At 44.0% G+C, this 18,826-nt stretch carries 18 protein-coding genes and 1 riboswitch; of the genes, 4 read left to right on the forward strand and 14 right to left on the reverse strand.

Annotated elements, in window-relative coordinates:
• Positions 1 to 177: 177 nt before the first annotated feature.
• From L1028_RS05745 to L1028_RS05775, 7 genes are all read right to left on the reverse strand, one after another.
• On the reverse strand, positions 178 to 609 hold the full coding sequence (locus tag L1028_RS05745; RefSeq protein WP_234532258.1) for a peptidylprolyl isomerase: 432 nt from the start codon (positions 607 to 609) through the stop codon (positions 178 to 180).
• Between the two features lie 145 nt (positions 610 to 754).
• A complete protein-coding gene (lysA, locus tag L1028_RS05750) occupies positions 755 to 2,089 on the reverse strand; it encodes a diaminopimelate decarboxylase (RefSeq protein WP_234532259.1) in 1,335 nt (444 codons plus the stop codon).
• 127 nt (positions 2,090 to 2,216) lie between these two features.
• Positions 2,217 to 3,833, reverse strand: a complete 1,617-nt coding sequence (locus L1028_RS05755) for a spore germination protein (RefSeq protein WP_423803023.1) — start codon at positions 3,831 to 3,833, stop codon at positions 2,217 to 2,219.
• Between the two features lie 711 nt (positions 3,834 to 4,544).
• Positions 4,545 to 4,970: a stage V sporulation protein AB gene (locus L1028_RS05760; protein WP_234532260.1), complete on the reverse strand. Its 426-nt coding sequence runs from the start codon at positions 4,968 to 4,970 to the stop codon at positions 4,545 to 4,547.
• Complete coding sequence (locus L1028_RS05765) at positions 4,967 to 5,629, reverse strand: stage V sporulation protein AA (RefSeq protein WP_234532261.1); 663 nt, start codon at positions 5,627 to 5,629, stop codon at positions 4,967 to 4,969. The genes L1028_RS05760 and L1028_RS05765 overlap by 4 nt, the downstream gene beginning before the upstream one ends.
• A 126-nt stretch (positions 5,630 to 5,755) precedes the next feature.
• A complete protein-coding gene (locus L1028_RS05770) occupies positions 5,756 to 6,028 on the reverse strand; it encodes a hypothetical protein (protein WP_423803017.1) in 273 nt (90 codons plus the stop codon).
• Positions 6,029 to 6,217: 189 nt separating this feature from the next.
• Positions 6,218 to 7,177, reverse strand: coding sequence for a DMT family transporter (locus L1028_RS05775; protein WP_234532262.1), 960 nt, complete (start codon positions 7,175 to 7,177; stop codon positions 6,218 to 6,220).
• A gap of 126 nt (positions 7,178 to 7,303) precedes the next feature.
• Positions 7,304 to 7,452: riboswitch (FMN riboswitch) on the reverse strand.
• A 208-nt stretch (positions 7,453 to 7,660) separates the two neighbouring features.
• Between L1028_RS05775 and L1028_RS05780 the strand changes: the two genes are divergently transcribed.
• Positions 7,661 to 8,851: a substrate-binding domain-containing protein gene (locus L1028_RS05780; protein ID WP_234532263.1), complete on the forward strand. Its 1,191-nt coding sequence runs from the start codon at positions 7,661 to 7,663 to the stop codon at positions 8,849 to 8,851.
• 207 nt (positions 8,852 to 9,058) lie between these two features.
• On the forward strand, positions 9,059 to 10,561 hold the full coding sequence (locus L1028_RS05785; RefSeq protein WP_234532264.1) for an N-acetylmuramoyl-L-alanine amidase family protein: 1,503 nt from the start codon (positions 9,059 to 9,061) through the stop codon (positions 10,559 to 10,561).
• A gap of 50 nt (positions 10,562 to 10,611) precedes the next feature.
• Here the strand turns inward: L1028_RS05785 and L1028_RS05790 are convergent, their stop codons facing one another.
• From L1028_RS05790 to L1028_RS05810, 6 genes are all read right to left on the reverse strand, one after another.
• Positions 10,612 to 11,016, reverse strand: coding sequence for a VOC family protein (locus tag L1028_RS05790; protein ID WP_234532562.1), 405 nt, complete (start codon positions 11,014 to 11,016; stop codon positions 10,612 to 10,614).
• A 23-nt stretch (positions 11,017 to 11,039) separates the two neighbouring features.
• Positions 11,040 to 12,512: a carboxylesterase/lipase family protein gene (locus L1028_RS05795; protein ID WP_234532265.1), complete on the reverse strand. Its 1,473-nt coding sequence runs from the start codon at positions 12,510 to 12,512 to the stop codon at positions 11,040 to 11,042.
• A 19-nt stretch (positions 12,513 to 12,531) separates the two neighbouring features.
• Positions 12,532 to 13,686 carry an AI-2E family transporter gene (locus L1028_RS05800; protein ID WP_234532266.1) on the reverse strand — a complete coding sequence of 385 codons (1,155 nt, stop codon included), beginning with the start codon at positions 13,684 to 13,686 and terminating at the stop codon, positions 12,532 to 12,534.
• A 65-nt stretch (positions 13,687 to 13,751) separates the two neighbouring features.
• Entirely contained in the window at positions 13,752 to 13,865 is a 114-nt protein-coding gene (locus L1028_RS31625) for a GNAT family N-acetyltransferase (protein ID WP_423803018.1), read from the reverse strand.
• A gap of 177 nt (positions 13,866 to 14,042) precedes the next feature.
• Entirely contained in the window at positions 14,043 to 14,192 is a 150-nt protein-coding gene (locus L1028_RS05805) for a hypothetical protein (RefSeq protein ID WP_234532267.1), read from the reverse strand.
• Between the two features lie 168 nt (positions 14,193 to 14,360).
• A complete protein-coding gene (locus L1028_RS05810) occupies positions 14,361 to 14,720 on the reverse strand; it encodes a (2Fe-2S) ferredoxin domain-containing protein (protein ID WP_234532269.1) in 360 nt (119 codons plus the stop codon).
• A 147-nt stretch (positions 14,721 to 14,867) separates the two neighbouring features.
• Between L1028_RS05810 and L1028_RS05815 the strand changes: the two genes are divergently transcribed.
• Entirely contained in the window at positions 14,868 to 16,454 is a 1,587-nt protein-coding gene (locus L1028_RS05815) for an AraC family transcriptional regulator (protein WP_234532271.1), read from the forward strand.
• 103 nt (positions 16,455 to 16,557) lie between these two features.
• Positions 16,558 to 17,586, forward strand: coding sequence for an ABC transporter substrate-binding protein (locus tag L1028_RS05820; RefSeq protein ID WP_341482483.1), 1,029 nt, complete (start codon positions 16,558 to 16,560; stop codon positions 17,584 to 17,586).
• Positions 17,587 to 17,722: 136 nt separating this feature from the next.
• On the opposite strand, the gene L1028_RS05825 is transcribed toward L1028_RS05820, so the two are convergent.
• Positions 17,723 to 18,748, reverse strand: coding sequence for an iron-hydroxamate ABC transporter substrate-binding protein (locus tag L1028_RS05825; protein ID WP_234532273.1), 1,026 nt, complete (start codon positions 18,746 to 18,748; stop codon positions 17,723 to 17,725).
• Between the last annotated feature and the right edge of the window lie 78 nt (positions 18,749 to 18,826).

Consider the following 18,826-nt stretch of genomic DNA (forward strand, 5'->3'; position numbering starts at 1 on the left):
GCCTCCGGCTTCCTTCAGATTCCACCTCACGGTGGACACCCTTGCCCTTGGCTAACGGTAGGCGCTCGCCAGCCCCCGTTCGGGACTTTCACCCTAAAGATGACGCCCATGCTGGGCGTACCAAAAAAAGGCCAGCCTCCGATAATCCGGAGACTAGCCTTTTTAAATTCATAATTCTTAAGCTTCGATGATTTCTACCGAAGTCATTTTGTCGCGTCCTTTGAAAGTATCAACAAGATCCATACCTTCAACTACTTTACCGAATACAGTGTGAACTCCATCCAAGTGTGGTTGCGGTGCATAGCAGATGTAGAACTGGCTTCCGCCTGTGTTCTTACCCGCATGTGCCATAGCAAGTGTTCCGCGCTCGTGTTTGTTTGGGTTGATTTCGCAGTTGATTGTGTATCCTGGACCACCAGATCCAGTTCCGTTAGGACATCCACCTTGAGCTACAAAACCAGGGATAACACGGTGGAATGTCAATCCATTGTAGAAACCATCTTTTGCTAGCTTTTCAAAGTTAGCTACAGTGTTTGGTGCATCTTGATCGAACAAGTCGATCAGCACTACACCGCCTGTTTCAAGAGTAATTTTCGCTTGCTTTGCCATATGTAAATGACCCCTTTCAAAATAAACAAAATTAGAATACCTCAATTATATTACTATGAAACTACGCACAAAGCAAAGCAAGCAGGAGTAATTCCTGCTTGCTCTTTATGGCTTCCCAATTTTCCCTACCTAACATTAACGGCTGTTACTTAGCAACCGCGGCTTGTTTAACGATACGCTCAGGAACAATATCGTTGGCAATAAGATCATTATAGCTTTCGCGACGCACTACAAGATCACTGTGTCCGTTCTGAACGAACACTAAAGCCGGACGGCGAAGCCGGTTGTAGTTGCTCGCCATCGAGTAATTGTAAGCGCCTGTGCAGGCTACAGCCAGCAGATCGCCGCTCTCAGCCTCAGGCAGTTCTACATCCCAAATCAGCATATCTCCGCTCTCGCAGCATTTACCAGCGATGGATACAGTTTCTGTAGCTTCTTCATTCGCACGATTAGCAAGTAATGCCTCATATTTAGATTGGTACAATGCAGGACGTGGATTATCAGTCATTCCACCGTCAACGGCAACGTACTTACGAACGCCTGGGATATCCTTGTTCGTACCTACTGTATAAAGTGTGGTCCCTGCATCTCCAACAATACTGCGGCCCGGCTCCACCCAAATTTCAGGCAAAGCATTATAGATTCCAGCAAAATGAGTCTTCACGGCATCCGTAATTGCAGCTACATATTCAGAAACATGTAACGGGGTATCACCCTCAACATAACGAATACCGAAACCTCCACCTAGGTTTACTACACGGAAGTCCACTTCCAAACCTTCTTTAACACTACGAGCAAAACTCGCTACACGTTCAACAGCAAGCTGGAATCCATCCGTTTCAAAAATTTGAGAACCAATATGGGAATGTACGCCAAGCAGCACTAAATTCTTTTTGCTGGCTGCCGCTTTAACTGCTTCATATGCTGATCCATTGCCGATATCAAAACCGAATTTGGAATCGGTCTGGCCTGTTGTAATGTACTCATGCGTATGCGCTTCGACACCTGGTGTCACACGTAATAAGATGTTAACCTTAACTTCTTTACGAGATGCAATCGACTGCAATAGGTTAAGCTCTACCAGATTATCGACTACAAAGCAGCCGATCCCGGCATCAATAGCCATTTCGATCTCTTCAGATGTCTTATTGTTGCCATGAAAATGAATACGTTCTGCAGGAAAGCCAGCTTGCAAAGCAGTATAAAGTTCGCCATCAGATACAACATCAAGCGACAATCCTTCTTCATCAGCCAAACGAACCATAGCCATTACTGAGAACGCCTTGCTTGCGTAAGCTACTTGGAACCCAAGTCCAGAGGATTTAAAAGCATTCATATATTCCCGGCAACGTTGTCTCACCAATTGCTCGTCCAATATATATAGCGGGGTTCCATATTCCGCTTTCAATACTGTTACATCACATCCGCCGATCTCCAGATGCCCAGCATCGTTAATTCGGCTAGTACCGTGTAGAAACATTCTTTAGTCCTCCAATTTCTGTGGAATATCAAGGTTCCACCCTGTCTTTAGTGTATTCAGTATAGCAGACAGTGGGAACTCCATTGAATGGACTAATTTGCAGTAGTTTTGTATTTTCCTACGATTGTTAATCATTCTTTTGAGTAGGCGGCACTCTTGTATTGTCTCTAGTTTTGTTGAAAGACGGCCTTGTCTTCGAGCTTAAGACTGGCTTGCGCACTAGAATTTCACTCATTGCCTTTGCATTAAAAGGTATAAACGGCCACATATAAGAGGAGTTATAGGACCGATGGGTAGTTAGGAAAATAGTCAGTACCGTCGTCCCAATCATAAATCCTGGCACCTGGAATGCCGCTACGGCTAGTAATAACACAAGCCTGACTATTCGATTCGCAAGACCCAGCTCATAGCTCGGGGTCGCAAACATGCCTATGGATGCTAAAGCCATATATAGAACAACCTCATTTACAAATAGGCCGCTCTTCACCGCTATATCACCAATCAATATCGCTGCAATCAGACCCATCGCTGAGCCTAAAGGGGTTGGAGTGTGTACTGCGGCCATCCGCAGTAAATCAACCCCAAGCTCCACAATAAGAAACTGGGCGAGTATTGGAATTCTGGCAGTCTTTTGAGGTCCAATGAAATCCAGCATAGCCGGCTTTAGTTCAGGATGAATGACAAGCAACATCCATAGCGGCAGCAGGAACATGGACGCAAATATACCGATGAAACGGACCCACCGTAAGTACGTTCCCATAAAAGGAGTCTGACGATTCTCCTCTGCATGTTGACAAAGATCAAAAAAAGTAGTCGGAAGAACAATAACAATTGGTGAGGTATCTACAAATATTATTACCCGTCCCTCCAATAAATTGGAAGCTACGACGTCAGGGCGTTCAGAATAACGCACCATAGGATATGGATTCCATCCACCGCCGATAATCGCCTCCTCTAATTGTTTATCTGCCAGAGGAATACCATCAATATCAATGCTTTTGATTTTGTCGATAACAGACTTAACCTGTGTTTTATCAACGATATCATCAATGTAAGCCACGCATACATCTGTCTGTGTCCGTCGTCCAACCCGAAATAGCTCATATTTCAGCCCTGGATCACGAATCCGTCTTCTGACAAGCGAGATATTGCTCAGTAATGTCTCAGTAAAACCGTCGCGCGCACCACGCACCACCCGATCAATCGAAGGCTCGGCTGGACTGCGACTAGGGTAAGAACGAGTATCCATGATGATAACCTTGTTCTCACCTTCGACGAATAGTACGCTTAAACCTTCTAGTACTTTCTCGATACTTTCACTTAAAGAATTACCCTCTTCCACCTGAATGTGAGGGACATATTCATTCATAAAGGTAGACAGCACACCCGTAGAAAAATTCTCAGATGTGAGATAGGTCAGACGTTTTAGAATATCATCGGTCACATCTGTATTGGTAAATCCACTTAAACAGAGTAGAGCTGTCTTATGTCCGCCAAAAGACATCTGTCTAAACGTTACATCAAAGCTTGTGCCCAGTCCCATTACCTCAGTAAGTGTTTGTTTCGTATCTTGCAGGGACGTTGAGATCTCATCACTACCTTGCCAGTAAATGACAGATTCTTTTAACGAGTTGGAGTGCTCGCGATCCCGTTTCTTTTGTAGCCTGCCGCTTCCCTTTTGATTGCTAATGTCTTGTGACTCTTGTTGCGCTTGCTTCTTAGATGGTTTGGACTTTTGCGTCACTTTGGCTTGAGATTCTTCACCGGACTCTGTTGCGGACTCTGATCCGCTTGCTTGTTGAGTATTCTGAGCTTGCGTCTCATCTTCGGATTCCGGGTCTGAATCTAAGCCGAATAACCTGGCAAAAAATCCTTTACTAGGCTCATTCTGCTCCTGATTCCCGAGCTCATCTGACGCCTCTGCATCCTGTTGCCCAGAATCCGGCTGAGCTGATGCTTCGGTGCTCTGCTCTGCTGCCCCTAGCTCATCTGATGCTTCTACATCCTGCTGCCCGGAATCCGGCTGTTCAGATACTTCAGCGCTTTGCTCTTCTGCCCCTAGCTCATCTGACGCCTCTGCATCCTGCTGCCCGGAATCCGGCTGTTCAGATACTTCAGCGCTTTGCTCTTCTGCCCCTAGCTCATCTGATGCTTCCGCGTCCTGCTGCCCGGAATCCGGATGAGCTGACGCTTCGGGGCTCTGCCCTTCTTCCCCTAGCTCCACAGAAGCTTCTGCATCCTGCTGTCCTTGACTTGGATCAGCTGCTGTAGTATTTTCCGCCGGATCTGCGTCTTCACTGGTCATAGAAGCTCCGTTAGTCTCCGTGTGATCAGCAACTAAATCCTTTGCAGTATTCTTCATTGCTGCGGCAGCCGCAGCGTTTTCTTCCTGATGATCCTCTTCTGGCACAAAATCACCGCTGTGAATAAATTTGCTCATTCTATAACCCCCCGTTTACTGTCGGTATACAAACCAGTCGAACAAAGAACCCGCGACCTTCCCGCTTACCATCGCCATTAACAGCCCGAACAGATAATGTGCCATGTTCAAGCGTTTAGCAAGTATCGGCAGCACATTTAATACCTCGGTCAATGCTGCAGCGAGCATCCCGACAAAAATCCCGTCAAAAAGTCCTATACCAAGTTCAACTAAAGGACCTGAGGATATTTTCCAATTCCAAAAATCACTTACGGTCCCTAGCAATGATCCGGCTACCATCGCACCCTCGTACCAATGTACTTTATCGTAAGAAGAAGTTAATTGAGCCAGACGGGGCACCATATCGAGAACCACAAATAAAGCGATCACACCGCCACCTACAGCGATCCCCCCTGCAATACCCAGCAGCAAATTCAACCCTAGTGTTATAGGTGCCGTCATCTTCCGTCCTCCACGTTCTCTGGTTGATTTTCTCCACGGCGCCTCATTTTGCTATACTCCTCATTGATGACGTATTGGTCGATATTTTTCTGATACAGGTACATTTCCACTTCTAGCGGTGTAGGCTCTTCATTCCACTTTTTCTTAAATAAATGGTTGAAAAAAATGACCATCCCAAAGCCGATTCCTACAGAATACGCAATCTGAAATACAACCGGATGTTCATCCCGATGACCGGTTATCATCTCCACAATTCGGATTTGAACCTCCTGCATGTTTACATCAGCATGAAAATTCATGATGGTCAGCGCAGACCCAAAGAACAATAGCAGCCACACTAAAACAAACATCGCTACTGAAGGCTTCCGCCTCTCCACCGAACTTTCAATCTGCACAATCGTTCTGCCTTCACCGATCGGCTCAATGTCCGCTTCGGGCACAAGCTCATAAATGCGGGGAATAACTATCAGAAGATCAATCAAAATTAGATTGCCGTCACTTTGCTCTGGCTTCATTAGCAAAATTGATTCCAGCGACTCTTTCAGCTCTGGCTCCGCGATCAAAAATGCAATATCACCCAATGTGACACCTTTACCTTTGGGCACCGTCACCCGGTTCTTAAGCTGTATATAGATGGCGGGAGCAGAATGTTGTTTCATCCGCATTCCTCCTAAAGGTTGTGGTCAAGTAGCTCCGGTGCAAGATAACGGTAGTATGGGAGCAAAGCCTTATTTTTACTCTTGAAGCTCTGAATCAATTCCCAAAGATGCTGAAATGTTGAATTTTCATTGATATCGGGAATGCTTAAGCTCCATATTGCTCTCTACTTGATTCTGAAAAAAACTGAGCTGATTGCTGTTCGAAGTATTTAACTCCGTACGCAGCACATCCGTGGTCGTCTTATTGGAATAGAAATAAAGGATCGTAATAGGAATCAGCATGATGACAATGATACTCACGATTTTGGTAAAATAAATTTCAATTGTACAAATAATCTTCATTAACACATAGATAATTTCTCCCTGCAAAATGAGGTAGACAGGTGATAGCTTGTTCAAGCACTGTTATCATCCTCTCTATTGTAAAGGCTTAAATTATTGCGCTATATGCTACGTACCAAACATTTCTGCAGTTTTTGCAGTCTAATGTATTGTAGCGACATACAAAAAGGGATGATCCGAAAGCCACTAGGCATTCCAGTCATCCCTTTATACTTTATTTAGTTCAATCTATAAATCAAAGTCTGTTCAGAGCGTTTGTGCTTTAGATTGTTGACTCGATATGAAGAATAAAGCGGTCCAGATCAGCGCAAACCCGATAATTTGCGGTAGCGTGACGAGCTGCTGGAATACGATCCAGTTAATAATTACTCCCGTCATAGGAAAGCTTAGTTCAGCCAATGTAGCGAAAGAAGCTTTGGTAGTGCTGAGTCCTTTGTAATACATTAGCATGCTGAGTAGTCCTGGCAGCAAAGCCTGCAGCAACAAATTAATAGCTATGGCAGCAGATGCACCAAATCCACCATTAATCTGCCAAGGAGCACCTTCTAATGTGGTGATAACGAAAAGCAACGGCAGTGCCAATATAAATCTTAGGGAAGTCACTGTCTCATATTTCATTGACCCAAGCAGATAACGCCCCATTACGGTCGAGCCACCCCACAATGCGGCCGCTCCTAAGGCCATCAGACTGCTAACACCGATAAAGTTGTTCACATGTCCGAAAGGAATACTCCAGCCAAAGGTCAGCAGATAGGTTCCTACCAGTGCCACAATAATGAGGATTCCGAAATTTTTAGGCAGACGTTCTTTAAGAATTAAGGCTGCAAGACCGATAGCGAATATCGGCTGAAGCTTTTGAAGCAACAGCACAGCATTTAAATCCCCACTGGAGAGTGCCATCGTAAATAGAATTGTCGCCCCGGCAGAACCTCCCCAGGAAACAATTAGCAAAGCTCCAATCTGGCGAAATCCAATGCCTTTTAGCTCCGCCCGGTGACGCCAAAGAACAGGGGAAGCAGCCAAGAAAAGCACCACATGCTCCAAAAGAACAATTTGCGATGAGGTCAAAGATTTTAAGAGGATAATACGAAAGAGCGGATCAACGCCCCATAGTGCTGCACCGAACACAACGAGCCAAAACCCACTGCGTAACGGTGACGTGCTGCTTACCTTATTTGCTGATGATGAAACTGTTACATTACTCATAATTCCATTCTCCTTGTCGATACAAACCCTCGATAAGAGACCAAAAACCCCCGAATCACCATAAAAGGTCGACTCGGGGGCATTATCAATAAAGACGTAGAGGATAGACTCCTAGCGCCTTTATCTTATGATCCTCTCCCATCCGGACTTTACCGTCGGCTCTGGATTCACACCAGATCAGTCACTTCTCTGCAAGCAGAACAAGTGAGTCGCGGGCTCAGTTCGCTTTGAACATTACCGCCGGTTGGGAATTTCACCCTACCCCGAGAATCTTGTATTCCGTTGTTTTTTTCACAATCTCAGAATAAACCTCTTCTTGCCATTCGTCCAGTACTTTATGAAAATATACATAAAATTTTCATGTATCACAACTTTTCTTACATATTTTTATCGTTATTGTTCTACTGTCTCATCCAAAAAAATCTGTATAATGAAATTATGTTTATTCTTCCATAGTTTAGGAATTTTTCTAAGGAGGTTGTTATGAAAGAATCATTTGGGATGAAGGGGTCATTCTGGACGAAGTTATTGTTCTCCTTTTTTACTGTCGGAGTCATAGCTTTTTTAGGATTCATAGGTTCGATAATTACCGCGCTTTACGGGGGACTAATGTTTTATACTCCACTTGTGGCGATTTTATCTGTTGTGATAGCTATTTATGCTGTACTCCTTATATTTAATGTGTTGTCCCGAAAAACAAGCAATATTGTATTGCTATCCATCCTCGGACTTAGTGTGCTCGTAACCGCAGCATATGAGATCAAACAAGCATATATCAACAGCATTGCCACAGTCGATGATCGAGAGGTTAATCTGGTACAATACGAACCTTTTGCTGAGAATACCAAAGCAGTAACTTTAGATAAACCTTCTACATATCGTATCGATAACGACTTACCAAAATTGGATGGCGCAACCGCACTTTACCCACTGTATTCAGCTTTCGTGCAATCTGCTTATCCTGCGGCCAGTTATAATCCATATGATTTTCAAACAAGTCAAGTGATTTGCAGTAGTACACCGGAAGCTTACAAAAGACTAATTGAAGGTGAAACTGATATTATTTTTGTCGCTGCTCCTTCTCTTGCCCAACAGAAACATGCGAAACGAAAAGGCGTCGAGCTGAAGCTCACACCCATCGGCCGCGAGGCTTTCGTATTTTTTGTGAATAAACGAAACGAAGTAACTAGACTTTCCACCGCCCAGCTTAAAGATATCTACGCAGGCAAGATCACCAATTGGAAAGATGTAGGCGGAGCTAATAACCGTATTCGCGCTTTTCAACGGCCAGAGGATAGTGGGAGCCAGACGATGCTGCAAAAGTTTATGGGAGACACTACACTCATGACACCACCTAAGGAAGACGTGGCGGATATTATGAGCGGAATCATTAAACAAACCTCCAGCTATCGCAATTATAAAAATGCACTCGGGTACAGCTTCTTATTTTACGCCTCAGAAATGAATCAAAGTGGGGAAATTGCCCTACTCGCCATCGATGGTGTTAAGCCCGACAAGGAGAGTATTCGCAGTGGACAATACCCTTTGGCTACAGAATTTTATGCCGTGACTGTTGGAAGTGACAACCCTAATATTCAACCCTTTCTAGATTGGATGCAATCTGCTCAGGGTCAGGAATTGGTAGAAAAAACGGGTTATACTTCTTTGAAATAAAATATTGTTAGGGAAAGAGAGCTAACTCAAAAGTATGGGGAAGCTCTCTTTTCGCTTTTTATACCGAAATTTTCCCTTTTTCACTCTAAAGGAGCGCAACTTTTGGAAACTATTGTCGTTTAAGATTTATATAAGCTGAAACTGCATCATAGGAAGAAAAAGTAAGAATTGCTAGAAACCAAGAAACGGGGATGGTAGGGATTGCAGATGAAGAAGTTTGGTTTTTTGGCGTTACTGCTGCTTTTGTTGGTGCTAGTTTATCCAGGAACTGGTTATGCCGGCTCTGCAGAGACACACATCAATCTAGACGGCAATGATCTTAAGATTTCAAAAGAAGCACAGGTTCAAATTGTAAATGGAAGCGTGATGGTTCCACTTCGCCTCGTTACGGAGCAGCTTGGTTACACTGTGAAATGGGATAATGTGACTAAGACTGCAACCATTGAGCAAAAGGGAACGACATTAAAGCTTATCGTGAATAATGCGATGGCAGAGGCTTCGGGGAAACAGATTAAACTGGACAACCCTCCTTTTCTGAGTGGCAACACGACCCTCGTCCCTTTAAGATTTGTTGGCGAACAGACAGGAACTACTGTCGGTTGGGATAATGTGGCCAAAACGGTCTACTTAACTTCTCCAGTACCAGAGATTGGCGGAAGCGATCCGGAAATTACAGTTCCAGACACTTCTGTAACCGCACCCTCTGATAATGGATCCAATGGTAACACAGCAACTGACGGAAATTCCTCAACGGCTGCAGTCACAAATCTTAGCTTTGTTGATAATAAACTAATCGTTGCGGTGAACGGTAGTGTAACACCTAATGTATTCACAATGACAGATAAAGACCGAATTGTCGTAGATTTACCGAACACCAGCTTTGGTGACAGCTTTCATCAGAACCTTTCTGTCGAAAAAAGCCAAAGTGGGCAGTTGACGATTACCGAATATCCTAACGTCTCAACCATTCGTTATTCATTATTCAGTAGTTCTCCCTCTACGATCCGGATCGTGATTGATCTGAACAGCGCGAATAACTACAGTGTTACGAATGCTAACGATGGACTTATTATAGTGGATCTAAATGGGACAAGCACAAGCACCACGCCTCCTGCAACCACTGTACCTGAAGTACCGGTCACCACGCCTCCACCTTCTACCGGCAACACAGACAAGAAGATAATCGTTATTGATGCAGGGCATGGTGGGAAAGATCCTGGAACTGGTAGTAACCGCAAAGAGAAGGATTTCACCTTGCCAACAGCACTAAAAATTGCAGAATTACTAAAGAAAGAGCCAAATATCGAGGTTGTGCTCACTCGAAGTGATGATACATACCCGACTCTACAGGACAGATCTAACCTCGCCAATAAGGTAAAAGCAGATTTGTTCATCTCTGTTCATGCCAATAGTATCCCGGTGGGAAGTAAGAGCAATCCTAGTGGTACAGAGACCTATTACACACGTAAAGATAGTTTATTATTCGCGCAAACCGTTCATAAGTATCTTACTGTTGCTACAGATCTTCAGGATCGAGGGGTTCGTCAAGCGAATTATCATGTAACAAGAGAAACTAAAATGCCAGCCATTTTATTAGAATGTGGTTACTTAAGTAATACCAAGGACGAAGCATTACTCTTCACGGTGGATGTACAGAATAGGATAGCCGAAGCAGTAGTTCTAGGGATTAAGGAGTATTTAGGTCGATAGAAAAAAGGGGAGCTCATTAGCCATATTGGCTGAGAAGCTCCCCTTTCTGTTTATTCTTGTTTGTTATTCCAAACGCTCATTCGTTCTCTAAGATTGGAGGTATGCAGCTCTAACTGTATCCCGTCTGGGTCTAGAAAGTTAACCGTCCAGCCTAGTCCCCGTTTAACAGGCCCTCTAATCAATCGTACTTCGTGAGCTTGCAATACCTGAACAGCTTCCTCGAAATGTTCTTCTGCTACGCTGAAGGCAATGTGATCTATCCCAATTACACTACCTATGGATTCAGTAAATTCAGGCTTTTCAATTAGGCAAATCCAGGCGCTTCCCCATTCCAGATAGGCATCTGTATTCCCTTTATGGATTAGCTGAAGACCCAGAATTCCTATATAGAAATCTAAAGAATTCGCTAGATTCCTAACATTCACAGTTACATGGTTAAACCCTTCTACCCACATCAACGTTCAGCCTCTCAAGCTTTTTAAGCTAGCATAGTGGCAATTCTTTTGCGTTTCTCTGATTCAGGATCATAAACTACTTGCGTATCTTCATCAAAGATCAACGTAGCACGTTCTTCCAAGTTGTATCTTGGCCATAACACTTCAGTAGTTGCTGGATTTCCTCGATGAGCAAAAGCAATCCAGGCATCATGCATAACTTCTGCCAGCTTCTGCATATCTGGATGAATATCTGCCCTAAGATGTGTTAGATGAGAGAGATTATTAAAAACATAGACAATCTCAGCGCTATGCACAGCTTTGTTTAACATCGGATGACTTGGGATCGTCCCGTCAAAACGGTACATCCATACAGGTGCATACTTCAATTGACTTTCCGCCAAGGTGACCGACGTTCCCCAGAAATATAGATCTGTTAGAATCTCGGCTTGCCCCTCCCAGGTGGAAGAATAGTGGCTGGCAATCTCCTTCAGACTTCCTGTCCCCATCATCTGCTCCAGTGCCTTAAGGGATTCGTCAAAATCTGCCTCTGGTGCTTCTGCTCTGAAGAACAAGTTGCCTTCATCACGATTGGTTCCAATCAGCAATGGAATATCACATGCCACTCCATCTTTCACAGCCTGTGCTGGTTCTACGGGAAGCGTATTCCCGTCAACGACCGGCTGAAATAACATGCCGATTGAACCTCCAGTTAATTTCTTTGTCATTCGTGCGGCTGCTTCAATAATTTGTTCAGAGGAAAAGGTATGGAGAAGGCTGGTATCGCCATCTGGAGCAATCCCTAATTCAGCTAGCAGAGCTGCTGCAATGTACTTTCCCTGCTCTGAGGGAAGCGTCTGAGCCGCCCCACTTTGCATGATCGCATGTGTGAACAATCCCTTTGCTGCTGGCATCGCCAAAAGAGCTGCGATACTCATACTCCCTGCAGACTCTCCGAATACGGTTACTCGCTGCGGGTCCCCTCCAAAAGCAGCAATATTCAGCTTTACCCATTCTAATGCAGCGATTTGGTCCAATAAACCCTGGTTAGAAGCAAATTCTTGACCAAAAGGAGACATATGTATGAATCCAAACGGACCCAGCCGATAGTTGATTGTCACTAAGATAACTTTGCCGTGTTCAGCAAAGCTTGTGCCGTCAAATTGCGGCTGACTTCCAGCCCCGGTCACAAACGTACCACCGTGAATCCAGACCATAACAGGCAGCGGCTCATCATAAGCCGCTGGTGTCCAAATATTTAGATACAAGCAATCCTCTGAATGAAGCGGTGTCTTGCCACCAAATCGAGTCCCTCTCGTATCCGCTGGCTGATGGCTAACTGGACCAAATTCAGAAGCATCTCTAATTCCGCTCCAAGCTTCTGGTGGCTGCGGCGCACGAAATCGAAGCTCTCCAACTGGCGGAGCGGCAAAAGGGATTCCACGCCAAACGTTCACGCCACCCTCTCCTCGTCCTTGAAGCTTACCGTAGGAGGTAACTGCTATCGGTCCTACCATTACATTTCACCCTTCCATATTATTCCTTATTATCTTCAATTTGCTTATACAATCCGGACTGGAACCGGAACCATTGAAAAATATGTGTAAATACGACCTTGAGTACCGCGTAACCAGGGACTGCAAGGATAATGCCAAGAACGCCGAACATTTTACCTGCAAAAATAATCACAAAAATGATAGTGATCGGATGAATCTTCAGCGATTTGCCCATAATCTGTGGAGAGATAAACTTCCCTTCAATCAGCTGTACAGCCGTCCAGACGATGATCATCTTCAGCAGCATAAAAGGTGAAGTAACCATGGCCACTATTAAGGCTGGTGTAATTGCAATTGCCGGACCCAAATAAGGAACAACTGCTGTACAAGCAGCGGCAATGGCAAGGACAAGTGAATACTCCAGACCAATAATCAAATAGCCAATATAGAGCAGCGCACCAATGCAGCAGCTTACTATAATTTGCCCTCGAATATAGGAAGATACCTGGGCGTTCATTTCCGACATTACCATCCGAGTCTGCGGCTGCAGCGCGGTAGGTACAAATTTCAAAATGTAATCTGGCAATCTTTTTCCATCACGAAGCAAGTAGAATAGAATAAACGGTGTCGTCACCACCGCCAGCACAATCTCCGTAACGGCTCCGACGAAGCTCCCTACGCCTGTTAGCGCATTATTCAGAATAGAAGTGCCCCAAGCCGTAATTTTACTGGTAATTTCACTTAGGTTGGTTCCTATACTATCTTGAACTTGACCAAAGAATTCGCTACCCGTCAGATTCATAAATCGTTCCTGGATCAAGTCACTATACCTTGGAAACTCGTCAATTAAACCAGATAATTGCGTTCGAAGAATCGGAATCACCATTACCAGAATCAACGTAATAATACCCGCAATTAACAGATAAAGAATGATGATTGCATACACACGTTTCATCCTGAATCTTTTTCCCATTAGGTCTACTAGCGGATTCAGCAAGTAATAAGCGATACCCGATAGTAACAATGGTGCAGCCACTGTGTGCAGCAATACAGATAAAGGCGTAAAAATAAACGGTATCTTTGAGAACACCAGGATAGTTACCCCAGTTAACAATAAAATAAGTAAGGTTACCACAAATTTATTGTTCAGAAAAAACTTTTTAAACTTCCCCGGCCACACCTGTAGCCTCTCCATCGAACCCTCTCCCCCATGCGCCACCTTATATGAAGTGTTATTTTATTCACTTTTTAATAGCATAGTCAACGATAGGGGCGCAAGTCAAATTTGATATCCGCAATTCTGCCCGCCTCCACAAAACCAATCGATTGATATACTTTGTTGGAAACCGGGTTTTTGGCATCCGCATAAAGCATTGGTATTACCCCTTCATGAAGCAATTGTGAACATATTTCTGCATGAATTCTGCAATCGTAGTGATGTATTCTTCAGTCGCAAGCCGTAAGTATCCTCCAACATTTGAGGGCTTCTTTACGACTAGGCAGTGATAAGCCTCAAGCATCATATATGTATGAAAAGTTTCTTCATGTAATTCACAAAAAGATTCCGCAAACCACTGCGCCGTTTCTGATTAAGAGCGTCTTCATTTCACGAATTCGATGAATCAAATTATATTGAACCTCATCTCTTGCAACATCCTTCTGATCCAGAACATGATCATCCACTGTAAACCTCTTAAACATGTCTATTCCCCCTAGATCTTCCTTTCATTCAATCATAATCCTCTACTAAACAAAAAGAAACGAAGTTGCTTTCCTGAAAAGACAAAAAAATACCGCCAGTGAATTGACGGTACTTCAATCATTTCTGCTTAGATTTCACTTAGCTGCAAAGCTTCGATCAGTGGACAGTTATTTTTTCTTCTTTCCTTTAGCTCCCTTATCATCTGCAGCCATCAGCTGACCATCATATGTATACAGCAGATGATCTTCAAGTCTCTCGCCCTGTAAATGCTTCCGTACTAGCGATTTTGCTGATTTAGGTGTGATCTCTTTATACCACACGCCTTCAGGGTATGCGATCACGACGCAGGAATCTGAACATCTACCATTACAACGGGTAACCGTCGTATGTATAAGACTCTGTGCACCTTGCTTTTCAATCTCATCTTCTATCGCTTCAGCTACCTCTTCACCTTTGTGTTTCTTGCAGCTGCTACCATTACATATCAACAAGTGACTTACGGTTCCTTGTAAATTCCAAGTTGTCATGAAATTCCCATTCCTTTCATGCCTAAAATATCCCGCTAGCGGATTATTCTAAACACTATCATAAGAGCCATTATAGTCAATAGAAAGAAAGACTGGTATACTACAATTGAGAATGATTATCATTGAAAAAAAGGAGCGTTTTCTACCATGCCCATCCAAACCGGCGGAATGCCACATCATTCCCATCCTTTTTATATGCCTGTTAAGATTTGTAGCCTAACAAGCCTTTCCCACTACGCAACCAATAACATCCCAGCTACGAATTCCTGTATTATGATTGTCTGGGAAGGTAAGGGGCAGCTTGAGATAGATGGAGAACCTCATAACCTCAAACCCGGAAGCATCAAGACCTTTGCTGCATCTTCAAATTTAAAGCTAGAAACTGAGCAACAGTTACAGGGGATGTGGATAGAGTACGCCAGAATAGCCAACCGTAGTCAAGAGGATTATTTTCTAAATGACAGTTCCTCCTTACACCACGCCTCCACAGAATTGATGGCACTGTCAGGTGAGCTTTATAGTGCTTGGATACAACCCGATGATCGGAAACCATTTAAGGTCCAGCAATTATTCACTCAATTGATCGTGGATCTTCATCATGAACTGGCTGCAACAAAGGAGACCTCAGGAAGCTGGCTTGAACATGTGTTTAATTACATAGAAGCTCATTACAACGAAGATATCACTCGGGAGCAGATGGCTACATTAGCTGGAGTAAGCCCTGAACACTTCTCACGTACCTTTCGTAAAATTATGGGTCAAACTTTCAGCGCTTATATTACACTGTTAAGAATCCGCAGAGCACAGCAACGAATCCTCACTAGTTCCCCCAATCTAACAACTCTGGCACATGAGGTTGGTTATGAAGAAGGGACTTATCTGAGCCGTAAATTCAAGCAGCTTGTGGGTCTTTCACCTACAGCCTATCAGAATAAGAACAAAAAAATTGTAGCTTTAAACTACAATCACACAGCTATCCTACGGGTACTGGAAATTATGCCTCAACTCGGTGTTTATTCGGATTGGCATCGGAGCTTGGAGCAAGTGCCAGCCTCCAAACAACTTACGATGAACGAAGGTAACTCTTCCCTTCTATTTGATTCGATAGCTTCAGCAGAGCCAGATATCATTATCAGCTACAATATTCCTGAGAATAAGATTCTGACTCCAGTTGCTCCGGTCATTGAATTACCCTTTATGCAAATGAGCTGGCGAGAGCAATTGGGTTTGATCGCTGATGTGGTCAATCGGCGACAGCGAGCAGAAGAATGGTTAGGTCATTACGATGGGCTCTGCCATGCTGCCAATAAGAAACTGAACCATTCGATAGGATCGGAAAGAGGGACAGCCATCGTTTGGGAGCTTAGTTCCCGGGCAGCTTATTGTTTCAGTAGCAGTTACGGTAGGGGTTGTCAGATTTTGTACGGAGATCTTGGATTCAAGCCACCATCCATCATTATGGAGAACGGAATAATGGATTCGGGGTATTTAGTGTCATCTATTGAGGAAATCGGAACCTATCCTGCAGACTATATTATTATCACTAGCATCCCATCATCTTCTGAGGGAAGAAAACGCCTCTCTCGCCTTCTGCGTTCTCGTGATTGGAAGCAGTTAGATGCAGTCCGTAACAATCGGGTATACATCCTGAACAAGGGTGACATGTTCTATGGATTTGATCCGCTGTCATCTCAAGCACAGCTTCAAGAATTGCTACATGTGATGACATCATAAATATGCACAAACGAAGATCATATTCGTCCATAGTAAATAACCAGAGAAGATTGTAAAGTTCTTATTGAGAATGATAATCAATTACCATAGGAGGAACAACAAATTGCATAATCTACACAAGAATACTTCAAAACAGAATCATTGGCTTCTATTTCCCCTCATGCTGGCGTTAATTCTAGTCCTATCAGCTTGTGGAAATTCCAATACTACGGTGGAGAATACAGGTGGTACCAGTAACACCAGTAATACAACAGCAGCAACACAAGCACCAACCGAAACTAGTCAAGAAGCAGAAAGTGCTGAAACCCCTACTGTCAAGACAGTAAGTACCGTAAAAGGTGATGTTGAAATCCCTGTTCATCCTAAACGAATTGTCGCTGAGGAATACTTGGGAAGTCTAATAGCACTTGATACTATCCCGGTCGGAGCTCCAGGCTTGACCCTAGAAAATATGTATTATAAGAAGGCTCTTACCGGTGTTACGGATACAGGAGCGTACGGTAAAATGTCACCTGAAAAAATCATTGCACTAAATCCTGACTTGATTATTTCTGGACAAGCTGAAAGCTATGATACGCTTAGCAAAATTGCTCCTACCATCATTGTGCCTTACGGGGATCTAAAAGATGCTCATGCAGAGTTAACTTATTTCGGAGATCTCCTAGGAAAGGAACAAGAAGCAAAGGATTGGCTTGCAGATTATGACAAACGGATAGCCGAAGCTAAAGCGAAAGTGGACAAGGCGCTCCCGGCAAATGCAACATTCTCCATCATGGAGGACGGTGGGAAGTCTATTTGGGTCTATGGTGATAACTTTGGCAGAGGTGGACAGCCCATCTATCAGGCGCTAGGCCGCAAGCCTCCTACAGCTGTAGCAGCTGAGATTATGGAGAAACAATGGGCAGAAATATCTAAAGAAGCGCTCACTAAGTATGCCGGAGATTATATTATCTTAACCTCAAATAACCTTACAGAAGCTGATTACAAGGCTGATTCATTTTGGGGCAACCTTCCTGCTGTCAAAAATGGACACCTCTATGTTTGGAAAGAAGAACGTTCCTGGTATTATGACCCTATCGCGGTATTAACCCAGACCGAAGAGCTGGCCGATTGGCTAATAAATAATGCATGAGGAAAAGGGATGTCCGAAGCCATAGCGGCTAAGCGGACATCCCTTTATTGTTGTACAAAATTCCTACTAAGATAACTTATAAGCATCTAAAGGCGTTTTATCTGTGAGTGGTTTTATCTCACGCTTCGAATTTATCTTATTGAAGGGACTTTAACAACGTGACTATCTCATCCAGCTGCTTGTCCAGTGCATAAGCATCAGAGAGATAATAAGTTTTGAGATCGTATGTGAACACATGACCCGCCTTAACAGCAGGTAGACTTTGCCAGAAGACACTGTCCAGAATGTCCAGTTTATCCTGCTCCACGCCACGGCTGAAGCCTTGGAATATATAATCAGCTTCTCCTAGATACTCGGGCAGCGTTTCGAGAGAAAGGGAAGCCCAGCCTTCCTTAAAGGCTACCTCTTGGACAAGATCAGGTGCATGCAGCCCCAATCCGTTGTATATAATTTCTCCACCACGCCCATATGACGAACCGTATAGATACAGCTCTTTACCGGCAATTTCAAAGATTGCCACCTTTTTGTCAGCTGCGATCAGATCGGCCAATTCCGCTTTCTTCGCTTCCAGCTTCTGATTGAAATCCGCCACCCATTTTACAGCCTGCTGCTCCTTGTTCAAGATTTTCCCGATCTCGATCAAACGTTCCTTATAGTCATATTTACCCCAAGGAATAAAGACAGTCGGAGCAATCTTGGAGATTTGCTCATAGGTATCTTCCTGATAAGTGATAATCAAATCCGGTTCCAGGCTCGTTATTTTCTCCAGGGACACCGTCATGTCATCGCCCACTACTTCTACACCTGTAAGCGCCTCTTTGAAATATGGATGGTTCAAGATGTCATTCCCAGCAATGGCAATGGGCGTCACACCCAGCGTCAGAAGATCACCGATAAAATCCTGTACCGGAATTACAATTCTTTGTGGATTGCGTGGGATCTGCACCGGACCTTTGTCGCTTTCGTATGTCCAGTACTCTGCATCAGCAGCCGGCTCCGTGCTGGCAACTACAGAATCATTAGTGCTTTTAGCCACTTCAGCAGACGTGCTAGCTGGAGCATTTCCCTGATTAGCAGCTTGTCCGCATGCGCTCAACATTAGCACCAGCGTAAGCACAACGGCTATCATGCTTGTTTTTCCTAACGATATTACTCTGTACAATGTAAATCCCCCTTGAGACTTTATATTATTATGATATTGATAATCAATATCATTTAGATCCTTGTTTAATATACCGTC

This window comes from Paenibacillus pseudetheri (genome assembly GCF_924513355.1).
GTDB classification, from domain to species: Bacteria; Bacillota; Bacilli; order Paenibacillales; family Paenibacillaceae; genus Paenibacillus_AQ; species Paenibacillus_AQ pseudetheri.

Bases quoted from the DNA above. Each gene is read 5' to 3' on its own strand.
- L1028_RS05745 (WP_234532258.1), bottom strand. From the start codon at position 609: ATGGCAAAGCAAGCGAAAATTACTCTTGAAACAGGCGGTGTAGTGCTG.
- lysA (WP_234532259.1), bottom strand. From the start codon at position 2,089: ATGTTTCTACACGGTACTAGCCGAATTAACGATGCTGGGCATCTGGAG.
- L1028_RS05760 (WP_234532260.1), bottom strand. From the start codon at position 4,970: ATGACGGCACCTATAACACTAGGGTTGAATTTGCTGCTGGGTATTGCA.
- L1028_RS05765 (WP_234532261.1), bottom strand. From the start codon at position 5,629: ATGAAACAACATTCTGCTCCCGCCATCTATATACAGCTTAAGAACCGG.
- L1028_RS05775 (WP_234532262.1), bottom strand. From the start codon at position 7,177: ATGAGTAATGTAACAGTTTCATCATCAGCAAATAAGGTAAGCAGCACG.
- L1028_RS05780 (WP_234532263.1), top strand. From the start codon at position 7,661: ATGAAAGAATCATTTGGGATGAAGGGGTCATTCTGGACGAAGTTATTG.
- L1028_RS05785 (WP_234532264.1), top strand. From the start codon at position 9,059: ATGAAGAAGTTTGGTTTTTTGGCGTTACTGCTGCTTTTGTTGGTGCTA.
- L1028_RS05790 (WP_234532562.1), bottom strand. From the start codon at position 11,016: ATGTGGGTAGAAGGGTTTAACCATGTAACTGTGAATGTTAGGAATCTA.
- L1028_RS05795 (WP_234532265.1), bottom strand. From the start codon at position 12,512: ATGGTAGGACCGATAGCAGTTACCTCCTACGGTAAGCTTCAAGGACGA.
- L1028_RS05800 (WP_234532266.1), bottom strand. From the start codon at position 13,686: ATGGAGAGGCTACAGGTGTGGCCGGGGAAGTTTAAAAAGTTTTTTCTG.
- L1028_RS31625 (WP_423803018.1), bottom strand. From the start codon at position 13,865: ATGCTTTATGCGGATGCCAAAAACCCGGTTTCCAACAAAGTATATCAA.
- L1028_RS05805 (WP_234532267.1), bottom strand. From the start codon at position 14,192: ATGTTTAAGAGGTTTACAGTGGATGATCATGTTCTGGATCAGAAGGAT.
- L1028_RS05810 (WP_234532269.1), bottom strand. From the start codon at position 14,720: ATGACAACTTGGAATTTACAAGGAACCGTAAGTCACTTGTTGATATGT.
- L1028_RS05815 (WP_234532271.1), top strand. From the start codon at position 14,868: ATGCCCATCCAAACCGGCGGAATGCCACATCATTCCCATCCTTTTTAT.